Raw genomic sequence first — 11868 nt, 5'->3', positions numbered from 1 at the left:
CGCGGGGCGGTCTGTTTTTATTCCCCGGCCCCGGCGGCCGGAAAAAGGGAAAAAGGGCGGGGGCCGGAGCCGCCCGAGCTTTTTACGGAGCGGCAGCCGGAGAGGCGGCCTGCGCCGCAGGGGCAGCAGGCTGGCCCTGGGCGGCTTCGCCCGCGGATGCCGCAGGCGCCTGGGGCTGCGCCGCGCCAGGCTGGGGCTCGGCCGGCCGCACCGCGATCTCGTCCGCGGCCGGGGAGCTGCCCTGCGCGGCAGGCGAAGAGGCCTCTGCGGAGGAGGCCTCGCCGGAGGCCGCCTGTCTGTAGGCGCGGCGCGGCTCGGGCTTTCCAGGGTAGGCCTCAAGCGGCGCCGCCTCGGCCGGAGCCTGCGGCACGGCGGCCGACGTGGAGGAGGCCGTGCTGCCGCCCTTCAGGAAGTGGCCGAGCGCAGAGTTGGTGATGGAGCTAAAGAGAATGAGGGCTAGCATCGTGAAGGCGAGCGCGATCTTCACGCCGATGCCCACGGCCATGCCGATCCAGGTCGCGATGCCGACCGTGCCCGCCTTGAGCATGTCGCGTCCGGCGATGATTTCGCCCGTCACCGCGCCGATGAGCGGGAAAAAGACGATGCCCACCACGCCGGTGAAGAGCCCGAGCAGCGTGCCAGCCGCCGCGCCCCACAGGCCCGCGCGGCTCGCCCCCGCCTTTTTCGCGCCGAGAAACTGCGCGAGGAAGTCGATTCCGACGCCCACCGCCGCGAGCAGGGCGAGGATGACCACGCTGCTCACGCCAAGAAGCGTGTAGCCGCTCGCCCAGGCGATGAGCCAGCCGCCCGCAAAGATGAGCGGCAGCCCCGGAATCGCGGGGATGAGCGTGCCCGCCATGCCGACCGCGATCAGCGCCAGGGCGATGAGATAGAGGAAGTATTCCATAGCGTTTCTGTCCTTAGGTGGTGAGGGCGGCCTCTGTGTCAGCCCTCGCGCGGCACGTCGTCGGGAATGTAGCCTTCGGGCGCCTCCACGCGGGTTTCAAACGACGTGTACTTGCCGTTGAAGGTGAGCTTCACGGTGCCGATGGGGCCGTTGCGCTGCTTGCCGATGATCACCTCCGCCTCGGTGGGATCAGAGTCCTTGTTGTAGACCCAGTCGCGGTAGATGAACATGATCACGTCCGCGTCCTGTTCGATGGCGCCCGACTCGCGAAGGTCCGACATCACGGGCCGCTTGTCGGGGCGGGAGTCCACCGAGCGGTTGAGCTGCGAGAGCGCGATCACCGGCACGCGCAGCTCCTTGGCGAGGCTCTTCAGGCCGCGGGAGATTTCCGAGATCTCGGTGGCGCGGTTCTCCTCGCGCGACCTCCCGGAGCCCGACATGAGCTGCAGGTAGTCGACCACGATCAGGCCGAGCTGGCCGGTGATCGTCATCAGGCGGCGCGCGCGGCTGCGCAGCGAGGTCACGTTGAGGCCCGGCGTGTCGTCGATGTAAAGCGGCGCCTTCTCCATGTCGGCCACCGCCGTGGTGAAGCGGTCCCATTCGCCGTCCTCGTCGAGGCGGCCGCGGCGCACCTTCTGCGCGTCAAGCCGCCCGTGCGAGCAGATCAGGCGCATCGCGAGTTGCTCGCCGCTCATTTCCATGGAAAAGACCGCCACAGGCCAGCTCGCCCGCCCCGCAAAAGCGACGTGCTCGGCGATGTTGAGCGCGAGCGCGGTCTTGCCCATCGAGGGGCGGCCGGCGATGATGATGAGGTCGCCGGGCTGCATGCCGGAGGTCTGGAGGTCCAAGAAGCGGTACCCGGTCGGGATCCCGGTCACGTCATTGGAGGAGTGCGTGCGGTAGCGGTCCGCGATCACGTCCGAGACGTTCGCCGCGAGCTTGTTGATCCGCACGAAGCCTTTTCCGCCCCGGTCGGCCTTCTCGTTGATCTGCAGCACAAGCCGCTCGGCGTCGTCGATGATGTCCTTCGTTTCGCGGCCGTTCGGGGCGAGCGCCGAGCTCACGATCTGGTCGCCCGCGCTGATCAGCTGCCGCAGCATCGAGCAGTCGCGCACGATCTGCGCGTACTGGCGGATGTTGGCCGCGCCCAGCGAGTTCGTGGTGAGCGAGATGAGGTAGGGCCTGCCGCCGGCCGCCTCCGAGCGCCCGCTGCGCTCGAGCTCGTTGAAGACCGTGAGGACGTCGGCGGGCTCGCCGCGCGTGTGCAGCGAGGTGATCGCCTCAAAGATGATCCGGTGGTCGGCGCGGTAGAAGTCCTCGGCGGTGATCACGTCCGAGATCTGGTCGAAGGCCTCGGAGTTCAGCATGAGGCCGCCCAGAATGGTCTGCTCGCTGTCAATCGAGTTGGGCGGCACCCGAACCGCACCCTGCGGCTGCGCGTGCTTGTCCTGCTGCTCAGGCATCTGTTGACTCCTTCCGGTACGCTGTTAAGAGAGGAAAAAAGGGGGGCTGAGGACGGGGTCCCCCCGGCCCTTCGCGCGGAATCGGCGGCGAAGCGCAGCGGCGGACTCCTATCTTAAACCATGCCCCGAAGCGAAGAGCTTCGGGGCCAAAAGAAAAAAGCTGGAAGAGCCCCCGCTGCCGCGGGAAATTCTTCCAGCCTCTGCGCGGTCCCCTCAGAGGAGGGGGCGCGGCATCCGATTACTCGTCGGCAACGACCTGCACGGTAATGTCGGCAGTCACTTCGTTGTTGAGCAGGGCGATCGTGAGCGGATACTCGCCCACGGCCTTGATCATGCCAAGCGGCGTGCGGACCTGGCTCTTCTTGATGCTGAAGCCGAGCTTGCCGAGGGCCTCGGCCACGTCGGAGTTGGTGACGGAGCCGAACAGGCGGCCGTCCACGCCCGCCTTGGAGGCGATCGTGAGGCTCGTGCCGTTCAGCTTCTCAGCGAGGGCCTTCGCGTTGGCGAGGCGCTCGGCCTGAGCCTTCTCGAGCTCAGCGCGGCGGGCTTCGAACTCAGCGATGGCGGCCTTCGTGGCGCGCTTCGCATGACCCTGGGGGATCAGGAAGTTGCGGCCGTAGCCGTCCTTCACCTTGACCACGTCGCCGAGGTTGCCGAGGTGATGAATGTTCTCAAGCAGAATGACTTGCATTTGAATGTCTCCCCGGTATTACTGGTTGTCGGTGTAGGGCAGCAGGGCGAGGAAGCGGGCGCGCTTGATGGCGGTGTCGAGCTGGCGCTGGTAGATCGCCCTCGTGCCGGTCAGGCGGGCCGGCATGATCTTGCCGTTGTCCTGGATGAAATCGCGCAGCGTGTCGATATCCTTGTAATCGATCTGCTCGACGTGGGCCGCGGTGAAGCGGCAGAACTTCTTACGCTTGAAAAGGGCGTTGCCCTGGGAAGACTGGCGGCCGCCAGAACGACCCCTGGAACCAAAAGCCATTTTGATACTCCTAATTGAAATCCGTTATGTAAACAAGCAGACGCTGCGTGCGGCGGGACCGCGGCGAGATGTAGCCCTTCAGGACCACCCGGGCGGGAAGCTCCAGGCTCTGGAGCCTCGCGGCCGTTTCGCCGAACGCCACCACCATGCACTCGAACTCGAGCTTTCGGATCCCTCCGGCTTCCCGGACTTCTCCCTCATGGCGGAGCACTCCCTCGAACACCTGCAGACCCGACGGCGTGTAGCGCGCTTCTTCGCGCTTTACGATGGTGCCGTCAAGGACGAGCGTGTTCACCGCTGGACCAGCGCTGCCCTGCGACCGGTTACTCGGCGGCGGCCTCGGCGGGCTTCGCCTCGGACGCAGCCTCTTCGGTCTTGTGGGCGGCCTTCACGGCGCGGGCGGCGACGGCGGCCTTCTTCGCCTCTTCCTTCTCGACGAGCTTCATCATCGGGGAGGGGGCGGTCTCGGCGTGCTTGGTCTTCACCACGAGGTGGCGAAGGATCGCGTCGTTGAAACGGAAGTTGTTTTCAATGTCGGCAAGCGTCGCATCGGAGCACTCGATGTTCATCAGAACATAGTGAGCCTTCACGAGCTTCTGGATGGGGTAGGCGAGCTGGCGGCGGCCCCAGTCCTCGATGCGTTCGATTTTTCCACCCTGTTCAACAACCAGGTTCTTGTAGCGTTCGATCATCGCGGGAACCTGCTCGGACTGATCCGGGTGCACGATGATGCAGATTTCGTAGTGACGCATTGATCCTCCTTGCGGAAAAAACCGCCCAGGGCGTCTCCCGGTGCGGCAAGGACTAACAAACGAAAGATAGTTATTTTACTCTAAATTTCAAAATTTTGCACGGGAAGCGTTGTCCACCTTCCCCGGGGCGCCGCCCAGGCGCTGCCGCAGCGTCTCAAAGAGGCAGACCCCGGCCGCGACCGACACATTGAGGGACTCGACCGAGCCCTTCATCGGGATCGCGGCGAGCGCGTCGCAGCGGCGGCGCGTGAGCTGCCGCAGCCCCTCGCCCTCCGACCCGAGCACCCAGGCGAAGGCCTTCTTCTGGTCGAAGTCGTAGATCGAGCGCTCGGTCTCGCCCGCCGTCCCCACGACCGTGACGCCGGCCTCGCGCAGCTCTGCGATCGCCGAGGCGAGGTTCACCACATAAATCACGGGCACCGACTCCTCGGCGCCGGCGGCCGCCTTCGCGGCCGCGGGCGTCACGTGCGAGGAGCGGTTGAGCGGCGCGATCACCGCCTGCGCTCCGGCCGCGTCGGCCACGCGCAGGCACGCGCCGAAGTTGCGCGGGTCGGTGACGCCGTCGAGCACGAGCAGCAGCGTCTCGTCGCTGATGGAATCGAGCAGCTCGTCAAAGCTCATCGTGCGCTCGAGCCGGTCGGCCACGGCCGCGACGCCCTGGTGCGGGACGTCGCCCGCAAGCCCCCGCAGCCGCTGCGCGTCGGACTCGATCGGGCGCAGCCCCGCCTCGCGCAGCTGCACGCACAGCTCGTGCATGCGCCGGTCGTGCCGGCTGCGGTCGATGTAGACCTCGCGCAGCGTCTTCGGGTTGAGCCGAAGCCGGGCGAGGACGGCGTGAAAGCCTGCGAGAATCACCTTGTCTGCCATGTCGTCTGTTCCTTATCCCTTTGCCTGTCGTTGTGCCGTGCCCCGGGCTCACGAGCCGTTTCTCAGGCGCCTCGCGCCCTTTTTGCGGCCCGGGTCGCGCCGCATGAACTCGATGCTCCTCGAGTCGAGGTCCACCCCGCTCACGATCACCGAAAGCGGCGTCCCGCAGCGGATCACTTCGCCCGAGGCGCTGCCCTCGAAGGTCGACTTCGACTCGTCGAACACGTAGTAGTCCCAGCCGAGGTTCGAGACATGGACGTAGCCCTCGACAAAGAGGTCGTTGAGCGTCACGTAGACGCCCGAGGGCGTCACCGCGCTCACCGTTCCCTCGAAGGTCTCGCCGCGGTAGTCCTCCATGTAGCGGCACTTGAGCCAGGCCGTGACGTCGAGGCTCGCCTCGTCGGCGCGCCTCTCCGCGGCCGAGCACATGCGCCCGAGCCTCGCCCAGGTCTTGTACATCGGCCCCTTCTTCGCCGCGGCCTGCGCCGCGGACTGCCCCACGCCGTGGCTGCCCGGGCGGGCGGAAAAACCCTGCTCGGCCGCCTCAGGCCAGCCCACGAGCACCTCGGGCCTGTAGCGGCGGCGGGTGAGGATGCCGTGAATCGCGCGGTGCACAAGCAGATCCGGGTAGCGGCGGATCGGCGAGGTGAAATGCGTATAGTACTCGTAGGCGAGCCCGAAGTGCCCGAGCTCGTCGGGCGAGTAGACGGCCCGCTGCATGCTGCGCAGCAGCGCGGTCTGCACCGCCGCCTCGTCGGGCGTGCCGCGGACCTGCCGCATGACCGCCTCGTAGTCGGCGGGCGTAGGCTTGTCGCCGCTCCCCAGCGACAGCCCGAAGCCCGAAAGGAGCGCCCGCAGCTGCTCGAGCTTCTCGGGGGTCGGCCCCTCGTGGACGCGGAAGAGCCCCTCGGCGCGGCGCCGCACGAGGAAGTCCGCCGCGCAGGTATTGGCCACAAGCATCGCCTCCTCGATGAGCCGGTGGGCGTCGTTGTGCTCGCGCGGCAGGATCGCCGTGATGCGGCCCTGGTCGTCGGTCTGCACGAAAGTCTCGCGGCTCTCGAAGCTGATCGCCCCGCGGCGGGCCCGTTCGGCGGCCAGCGCCTTGTAGAGCGCATAAAGGTTCTGCACGTCGGGCAGCACCGCGCCCAGCGCGTCGCGCCCCTCCTTCTCGCCCTTCAGGGCCGACCAGACCTGGGTGTAGGTGAGCCTCGCGTGCGAATGGATGAGGCCGTGGTAGAACTGGTAGGCCTTCACCCGGCCTTCGGGCGTGATCACCGCGTCGCAGACCAGCGTGCAGCGGTCGACGTCGGGGTTGAGCGAGCACAGCCCGTTGGAGAGCTCGACGGGCAGCATCGGAATCACCCGCCGCGGGAAATAAACCGAGGTGAGCCGCTCCTGCGCCGCCCGGTCGATGGCGCTGCCGGGCCGGACGTACCAGGAGACGTCGGCAATCGCCACGAGCAGCCTCCAGCCGCCCGCCTTGAGGGGAGCGCACCAGACCGCGTCGTCGAAGTCCCTCGCGTCCTCGCCGTCGATCGTGACGAAGGCGATGTCGCGCAGGTCCACCCGCCGGGCGCAGTCGCGCCGCAGCACGTGGTCGGGCAGCGCCCTCGCCTGCTCGAGCGCCTCGGCGGAGAACTGCGCGGGCAGCCCGAAGCGGCGCACGGCCATCTCGATCTCGACCGAAGAGTCGTCGGCGGACCCGAGGATCTCCTTCACCTGGGCCCGGGCGGGCGCGCCGATCGAAGGCTGCGCGATCACGGCGGCGACCACCGCCTGGCCGGGCACCGCCGGTGCTCCGCTGAGCCGCACGGGCACGTGGATCCGGCAGTCGGCGGGCCTGAGCCAGTAGTCCTTGCCGCGCTGCTCGACGGTGCCGACGATCTCGCGCGTATTGTGCTCAAGCACTTCGCGCAGCGACACGAGCACGCGGCTGCGGCCGTCCGGACCGAGCTTCACCACGCGGACGCGGTCTCCCGGGAAGACGCTTTCGGCCTGCTCCTGGGGGAACACGTACGAAGGCTCGCGCCCCTCGGCCCCGTCGGGGTCGAAGAACACGCGGCCCGAACGGGTGCCGGCCACCGTGCCCGCCATCCACTCGGCCGAGGCCGAGAGCCGGTAGGCGCCTCCGTCGGCTTCGGCGGCCACGCCGTCCTCGAGTAGCCGCGACAGGCCTGCGGAGACCTCCTCGCGGCTGCGCGACTGGAACTGGTCGCGCACAAGCGACAGGATCTCATCGAGGGCAAGCGGAGTCCCGGCCCGGCCGAGAACGGTCTCGATTTCATAGGCCGTCTGCGAGAGCTGCGAGGCGCTCATCGGCTCCGCGTCGCGGCGCCGCCCGGCGTTTCTTTTTTCTTTTTTACTAGCGTTTACCCTAGATCGACGCATTTTGCTTGAGTTGAATATTGACAAAATTAGTTTTGAAGATAATAATTCTAACCTCGTTTGAGCAGTGCCCGGGTGGCGAAATTGGTAGACGCACTAGCTTCAGGTGCTAGCGCCTTCACCGGCGTGCTGGTTCGAGTCCAGTCCCGGGCACCACTGCTTCAATCGTATCAGGCCTTTCAAGGGCATTCCCAATTCTGGGACTACTTAGGGGACTACTTAGAACCCTTCGCTGTAAACGATCATTGACGCAGTGAAAGCTCGACCTAGAATATAAAGCAGATTGGCTTTCTCGCTCAATCTGATCTGAACCCATCCCCCGCCCGGATGGGTATTTTTTTTGCCCGTCCTCTTACAAAACTTCCTCTACCCTTCAAAAAATAGGGGGAAAAGGGGGAACAAATCCGCTCAATATGGTAACATATTGATTTCATTAAATGTTGTCTTCCCCCTTGCTGTCGTCATCTCTGTTTTTAGTGGAGGGAACGTAGGGGGAATTCCCCCTTTTTCCTCGCCTTCGAAGGAAAATGGCCCATTTCTAGGTGATTTCCCTCTACCTCTTCGGAGTAATAAAAAGGCGGGGATGACCCCGCCAGAATGCCCCCGCAGCTTCATGCTACTACCCTGCGATTTTCTTAAGCTCTGAGACATTAAGCGCCAGATAGCGCACCCCGGCCTCAAGCCCATCAAGCGGCTTTGGGCTTTTATAAAGCCACTTCTTGCGCATCCTCTCTTCCTTGTTTTTGATGCTCGAAGGCGCCATATTGCCCGCATAGCAGGAACGGGGAAGCATCCGGGCCACTGAATCGACCATACGCCCCGGAACAACGTATTTCGAAAAGGCAGACTTTATGAAGTAAGCCGTTTCGTCTTCGCTTCCCTTATGAAGCCCGCGGATGCAGCCGAACACTTCCGTTTTTTCGTCCGGCGTGAAGTTCTCCATGACCTCCCCCGTAATATCATCCTTTGTTCCCGTCTCGTACCGTTGGATGAAATGGCCGCCCTTCTGTACCAGTGCGTCCAGAATCTGCTGCGCGTAGTTTCTCATCTGCCAATCGCTGCCCCGGAAGCTCTCCGCAGCGCTTTCAGCGCATGAATGGATAGCAGCCCCTATGGCCTCATCTGTGTACTCTGGGGGAAGCACTTCAAACTCCCGGGCCAGTTTCAGCGCCGCATAGTAAACCTCAAAGCCTACGAAAACTTCATTCAGCTGCTGCCCCGCGACCATGGAAGGATCAATCCGGGGGATGAAGCGGCTTCTGGCCTCATCCCTGAAGGCCTTCACCTTTTCAGGCAGCGCCGCCGGCCCTTCCTTCTGGTAAAGCTCGATAATCTTCCGGACGAAAGCCGGCCCTGCGGTTCCGTATTGCTCGTTTTCGGTTATCTCAGCCAGTCGATTGACGAATTTAAAAGAATCAGCAAAGGACGGGAAATAGCCCGGCTCGAAAATATCCCGGCTTCCGGGCACTATGGCATTCACCCCCGTAAGCCTTCTTTCGGCTCCTGCCGACTGGTCATTGCAGCCGTTTTCCATCAGGATTTCATACACAGGCTTTTCACCTGTGCTGATCAGCGTTTCACGCCATCCTGATTGCTTCCGCAGCGTAGCGTCCGGGGTTCCGCGCCCCCTCGGCTGCTCGTTCCCGAAAAACAAGGAAACATCCTTCAAGTCGCGGATCAGGCGCCCCGCTAGGTGCAGCTCGTCCAGTGCTGAGACACTGGAGCTATTCCTTCTGAAATGAGCCTCTACGCCTGCGCTCGAAGTGTTCCATGAGCCAAAATGCCCTGAACCGGGTTCAGCAGCGTTTTTGGATGTCCCCCAGACCGAACAGCCCACAGTGGCCGTAACGGACTTGCCTGTGGTGGAGGTTCCATAGAAATGAATCCCCCGGGAACTCTTGTTTATCAGGGCTAGCAGCGCTCCGGCGAAGCTCACGCCTAGCGCCGTCATGATGCGCGAGGATTTAAGCCCGGGAAGCGCTACGTTCGCCTTCCATCCCTCAAGCGTTCCTTTCGATTCATCCGGGTAATCATGGCCCAGGCTGATGACATTCTGGCCGGTCGAAAGCTTCCCGATCACCTCGCCGCCCGGCCGTACATAGCAGTAGCCCGGCTTTATCCATCCGTTCACCGATACGCCGCGCAGCCGCTCGATATTGGCCGTGGGAAAGTTGGATATAAGTTCAGAGATCAGGCCGCGGCCATTCTGCCTCGATCCGGCAAAAATCCGCAGCCCCGCGTTCGAAAGGCGCTTGATCAGGGCGCTTAAATCGTTCACTACATCCATGCCCAGAACAAGCTGCACCGCATTTTCATCTTCATCAATCACCTCGATAATCAGGCCGCGAGTAAGCCCGTCCCTGCTCGAGTATTTGGCAGTAACGCGGATCAGGGAACATAGTTTTATGTCCTTGTCCTCCTCCGCATCCTTCGACTGGTGCAGCCAGTAGGCGCCATCCTTCGGAACAAATTCATGCCCGTTTATCGCGATTTTTGGGAAGGCCCGGCCCTCCTGCACTGCGGGCGCCGTCTCGTCCTGCCCCTCGCTTAAAAGTTTCTTTTTAGTTTTCTCGCTCAGCATGATGCTTTATCGCTCCCTCTATTTTTTTTATCTGGTAGTAGTCGTTGAAATCCGTAGGCTCGCCCCCAATCGTTTCCGAAAACACCGCCCGGTCTATGTCTGAAAACGAAGGGAAGCAGTACCGCCCCGAATAGGTGCGCTGCGCTGCGGAAACCGCGCAGCCTGAACCGTTGCCCACATCCCCGAACACAATGATTTCCGAGTTTGGATAGTCGGCTTGAATGATTTCGGCCGCTCGCTCCAGATTCCCGCAGGACATGGCAGCGAACACCGGAATACCTGCGTACTTTTTCAATCTGGCAATGCTGAGCGCAGTGGCTACTCCCTCGCATATTCCGATCACCGGCGCCGCCTCAAAACCTCCTTGGGTACACCACGAGCCGCCGCGCAGATCGCCGCCCCGGAGGAAGGACTTGCCGCCGTCTCCGTCAATCATTTCAAGGCTGCGAATCCGTCCCTGCTTGATGATTGGAACGACTAGGCACCACTCTCCGGCTAACAGCCGGGCGCCCTTGCCCCGGGGCCAGTAGCCGATAAGTTGGGCTAGTTTCTTGATTTTGATGCAGCCCAATGTGCGGCATTCCCTCACCGGGGAAAGTCCCTTTTTCTGGAAATAGGCGAAGCAGCAGAAAGAGGGATTGACCGGCAGGGAAAAGCTCCAGACCGCCTTAGCCAGACCGGCCGCGGCTTCATGTTCCTTTTCCTGTTTGATTCTGGCCGCCTCGCGCTCAGCCTCAATCTTCGCCTTCATATGGCGAATATCTTCTTTACTTAAACGGCGCCCGCCCTTGGGAAGGTACAGACCGGACAGCCCCGTACTCCAACAGCCGGCCAGAATGCAGCCCGTTGGGAAAACCATGTAGTAGCCGGAATCGTCCCGGCGCCCGCGATCAATCCGATTGGTGCGGATGATCTGGCCGCCGGTCTTGATGTCGCCCCGGTCTTCAATGCCCATTGCAGCGAACAGTTCGAACCGGGTAGGGAAAGTCGGATATCTGCTCATGATGCTTTACACCTCCAGTCCGAGGGGCTTCTAATCGCATCCAACAGCGTTGTGAGCATCCTCCCGTAATCCACGAGGTTCTGGGCCAAAACAAGCAGTCTGTAGCAGAGTTCTTTCGGGATTGTTTCCGGTATTGCGCCCGGGGCGGTTTTCTCAAGCGTTCCAATGATTCGAACGGCTTTGAGCAGATCAGACGAAAACGCATTGACCGCGCCTATGTTTCCGGATAACCGATCAAGGGCCTCAGGGGTTTCAAGCCCCAGAGCGGCGTTCGCCCCGCCTGTAAAAAGGTTTCTCCCTTCGGGAGTATCCCAACAGAGCGCCCACGAGTAAGCCAGATACAGATTGAAGGTCCGCTCCAGTGGGTCGATTTTCTGCTGCTCCGGGGGAAGCATGAACCTGTAGGCCGCCTTAAATCCTTCAAGGGTTTCCGGGTATTTGTTCTCAGCCATGGTTAAGCCCTCTCCATGAAGAAAAGAACAACGAAGACAATGGCCATCAGGAAAGCAGCAACATTCACTGCTGCGCCAATAAGGCGCCGGATGGATGAGAGGGAAGAAGGTGAAAACAGGCTGCGGCCGGATATGCTGCGGCCGCCATTGCGAGCGTTACTCATGGCTTGCTCCTATAGCTAAGTAAGGAATGGAACCGCGCGCCCCTGCTAAAGGGCGGGCGGCACCGTGGGGGTTAGCAGACCGGGCTATAGGAACCGGCACGCCCGAAGGCGTCCCCCACGGCGCGCCCATAGAAACCGCGGGCGCACTAACGCCATGAGATTGAGCAACAAAAAACCGCGCTTGAAGAAGTGCGGCGATTGCTCGCCTATAGCTTTGCGGCCTGCTAAAGCCGTATCCGCTTGTTAATACGGATGCGGAAACTTTATCACCGCGCGGCGCCCCGTGGCAAATATCGGCCGCGCGTTTCGTTC

12 protein-coding genes and 1 tRNA gene are annotated in these 11868 nt (G+C 62.8%); 1 reads left to right on the top strand and 12 read right to left on the bottom strand.

Features of this window, described 5'->3' with window-relative positions:
• Window positions 1-82: 82 nt before the first annotated feature.
• The 8 genes from MUN46_RS04865 to MUN46_RS04830 all read right to left on the bottom strand — a co-directional run bounded on the left by MUN46_RS04865 (window position 83) and on the right by MUN46_RS04830 (window position 7359).
• Window positions 83-907: a DUF456 domain-containing protein gene (locus MUN46_RS04865; protein ID WP_243376171.1), complete on the bottom strand. Its 825-nt coding sequence runs from the start codon at window positions 905-907 to the stop codon at window positions 83-85.
• Between the two features lie 38 nt (window positions 908-945).
• A complete protein-coding gene (dnaB, locus tag MUN46_RS04860) occupies window positions 946-2370 on the bottom strand; it encodes a replicative DNA helicase (RefSeq protein ID WP_243376170.1) in 1425 nt (474 codons plus the stop codon).
• A gap of 238 nt (window positions 2371-2608) precedes the next feature.
• Window positions 2609-3061, bottom strand: coding sequence for a 50S ribosomal protein L9 (gene rplI / locus MUN46_RS04855; protein WP_237980451.1), 453 nt, complete (start codon window positions 3059-3061; stop codon window positions 2609-2611).
• An 18-nt stretch (window positions 3062-3079) separates the two neighbouring features.
• Window positions 3080-3352 carry a 30S ribosomal protein S18 gene (gene rpsR, locus MUN46_RS04850; RefSeq protein WP_243376169.1) on the bottom strand — a complete coding sequence of 91 codons (273 nt, stop codon included), beginning with the start codon at window positions 3350-3352 and terminating at the stop codon, window positions 3080-3082.
• Between the two features lie 10 nt (window positions 3353-3362).
• Window positions 3363-3647, bottom strand: a complete 285-nt coding sequence (gene priB, locus MUN46_RS04845) for a primosomal replication protein N (RefSeq protein WP_243376168.1) — start codon at window positions 3645-3647, stop codon at window positions 3363-3365.
• Between the two features lie 28 nt (window positions 3648-3675).
• Window positions 3676-4104, bottom strand: coding sequence for a 30S ribosomal protein S6 (gene rpsF / locus MUN46_RS04840; RefSeq protein WP_243376167.1), 429 nt, complete (start codon window positions 4102-4104; stop codon window positions 3676-3678).
• 87 nt (window positions 4105-4191) lie between these two features.
• Window positions 4192-4971, bottom strand: coding sequence for a 23S rRNA (guanosine(2251)-2'-O)-methyltransferase RlmB (gene rlmB, locus MUN46_RS04835; RefSeq protein WP_243376166.1), 780 nt, complete (start codon window positions 4969-4971; stop codon window positions 4192-4194).
• 48 nt (window positions 4972-5019) lie between these two features.
• Entirely contained in the window at window positions 5020-7359 is a 2340-nt protein-coding gene (locus tag MUN46_RS04830; protein WP_243376165.1) for a ribonuclease R family protein, read from the bottom strand.
• A 66-nt stretch (window positions 7360-7425) separates the two neighbouring features.
• Between MUN46_RS04830 and MUN46_RS04825 the strand changes: the two genes are divergently transcribed.
• A tRNA-Leu gene (locus MUN46_RS04825) sits at window positions 7426-7512 on the top strand.
• Window positions 7513-7975: 463 nt separating this feature from the next.
• On the opposite strand, the gene MUN46_RS04820 is transcribed toward MUN46_RS04825, so the two are convergent.
• From MUN46_RS04820 to MUN46_RS04805, 4 genes are read right to left on the bottom strand one after another with little or no spacing between them, the layout of a single operon-like run.
• Window positions 7976-9937, bottom strand: a complete 1962-nt coding sequence (locus tag MUN46_RS04820) for a DUF927 domain-containing protein (RefSeq protein WP_243376164.1) — start codon at window positions 9935-9937, stop codon at window positions 7976-7978.
• The gene (locus MUN46_RS04815; protein WP_243376163.1) at window positions 9918-10940 is read right to left on the bottom strand and encodes a primase/helicase family protein; all 1023 of its coding nucleotides are present in this window, start codon (window positions 10938-10940) and stop codon (window positions 9918-9920) included. The genes MUN46_RS04820 and MUN46_RS04815 overlap by 20 nt, the downstream gene beginning before the upstream one ends.
• Complete coding sequence (locus MUN46_RS04810) at window positions 10937-11392, bottom strand: hypothetical protein (protein WP_243376162.1); 456 nt, start codon at window positions 11390-11392, stop codon at window positions 10937-10939. The genes MUN46_RS04815 and MUN46_RS04810 overlap by 4 nt, the downstream gene beginning before the upstream one ends.
• Before the next feature lie 2 nt (window positions 11393-11394).
• Window positions 11395-11556 carry a hypothetical protein gene (locus MUN46_RS04805; protein WP_243376161.1) on the bottom strand — a complete coding sequence of 54 codons (162 nt, stop codon included), beginning with the start codon at window positions 11554-11556 and terminating at the stop codon, window positions 11395-11397.
• Window positions 11557-11868 lie beyond the last annotated feature (312 nt).

The organism is Mesosutterella faecium (genome assembly GCF_022809315.2).
In the GTDB taxonomy this organism is placed as follows: domain Bacteria; phylum Pseudomonadota; class Gammaproteobacteria; order Burkholderiales; family Burkholderiaceae_F; genus Mesosutterella; species Mesosutterella faecium.
The sequence above is the reverse complement of the archived record's forward strand: the minus strand, read 5'-3'. Positions and strand labels throughout refer to the sequence as shown.

Excerpts from the sequence above, each read along its gene's own strand:
- MUN46_RS04865 (WP_243376171.1), bottom strand. The coding sequence starts at position 907 with ATGGAATACTTCCTCTATCTCATCGCCCTGGCGCTGATCGCGGTCGGC.
- dnaB (WP_243376170.1), bottom strand. The coding sequence starts at position 2,370 with ATGCCTGAGCAGCAGGACAAGCACGCGCAGCCGCAGGGTGCGGTTCGG.
- rplI (WP_237980451.1), bottom strand. The coding sequence starts at position 3,061 with ATGCAAGTCATTCTGCTTGAGAACATTCATCACCTCGGCAACCTCGGC.
- rpsR (WP_243376169.1), bottom strand. The coding sequence starts at position 3,352 with ATGGCTTTTGGTTCCAGGGGTCGTTCTGGCGGCCGCCAGTCTTCCCAG.
- rpsF (WP_243376167.1), bottom strand. The coding sequence starts at position 4,104 with ATGCGTCACTACGAAATCTGCATCATCGTGCACCCGGATCAGTCCGAG.
- rlmB (WP_243376166.1), bottom strand. The coding sequence starts at position 4,971 with ATGGCAGACAAGGTGATTCTCGCAGGCTTTCACGCCGTCCTCGCCCGG.
- MUN46_RS04830 (WP_243376165.1), bottom strand. The coding sequence starts at position 7,359 with ATGCGTCGATCTAGGGTAAACGCTAGTAAAAAAGAAAAAAGAAACGCC.
- MUN46_RS04820 (WP_243376164.1), bottom strand. The coding sequence starts at position 9,937 with ATGCTGAGCGAGAAAACTAAAAAGAAACTTTTAAGCGAGGGGCAGGAC.
- MUN46_RS04815 (WP_243376163.1), bottom strand. The coding sequence starts at position 10,940 with ATGAGCAGATATCCGACTTTCCCTACCCGGTTCGAACTGTTCGCTGCA.
- MUN46_RS04810 (WP_243376162.1), bottom strand. The coding sequence starts at position 11,392 with ATGGCTGAGAACAAATACCCGGAAACCCTTGAAGGATTTAAGGCGGCC.
- MUN46_RS04805 (WP_243376161.1), bottom strand. The coding sequence starts at position 11,556 with ATGAGTAACGCTCGCAATGGCGGCCGCAGCATATCCGGCCGCAGCCTG.